Here is a 644-nt window from a genome sequence, read left to right on the forward strand (position 1 = left end):
AACATCATTCGTGGCCTCTCCTTGAGACTCAGCAAAGGCCTTATAGTCGGTAACGACTTGCTCTGTACTAGCGTTTAATTCTTCAGGAAGAGAGCTGCATGCAGACAAGCCAAAAGCGGCAACCAAAACCAAAAACAACCGTCCAAAAACCTTCATAAACCACCATTTAATCTACTAATACCAATTCGAGGAAATTCATACATAGATATCGACACCCAGTAGCTGAGCCAGTTCCTCTTTTTTAGCTCGATTCATGACATCCATGTACTGCTCCATGGCTTTGCGAGCATTACCTTCCGGCAAATCATATTGTACTTGAGCACGATGAATTTGGGACTCATCAACTTGTTTTATGGAATGCGCGACTGCGTTTGCCACCTTTGAAGGTTGACCAACGGACTGCTTATTTTGAGCTTTCTTTACCTGCCCTTTTTTACCCACTTTATTGGTACGGTTGGTACCGGGTATCAGTGAAGGAGGTAAACCATTAATCGACGCCATAACGCTCCATAAAAAGACAGGGCTACCGCCCCGTCCTTATTTTTTTCCTAATTATTCGCGGCCTGGAAGTTTCTTCCAAGTCACGTTATCACGCAGGTAAACCGGGCTAGATTCTTCAACAGGAACCGTATTGCCTTTTTCTA

The 644-nt window shown here is 44.1% G+C and carries 1 protein-coding gene and 2 pseudogenes; all 3 read right to left on the bottom strand.

The genetic code is table 11. The features are described 5' to 3' along the window. Positions 1 to 156: pseudogene (locus R8N47_RS25930) on the bottom strand (starvation-inducible protein); the annotation flags it as partial. Positions 157 to 195: 39 nt separating this feature from the next. Continuing rightward, the gene (locus tag R8N47_RS25935) at positions 196 to 501 is read right to left on the bottom strand and encodes a hypothetical protein (protein ID WP_005478797.1); all 306 of its coding nucleotides are present in this window, start codon (positions 499 to 501) and stop codon (positions 196 to 198) included. A gap of 51 nt (positions 502 to 552) precedes the next feature. Beyond that, positions 553 to 644: pseudogene (locus R8N47_RS25940) on the bottom strand (tRNA (adenosine(37)-N6)-threonylcarbamoyltransferase complex dimerization subunit type 1 TsaB); the annotation flags it as partial.

Source organism: Vibrio sp. 2132-1 (assembly GCF_033344315.1).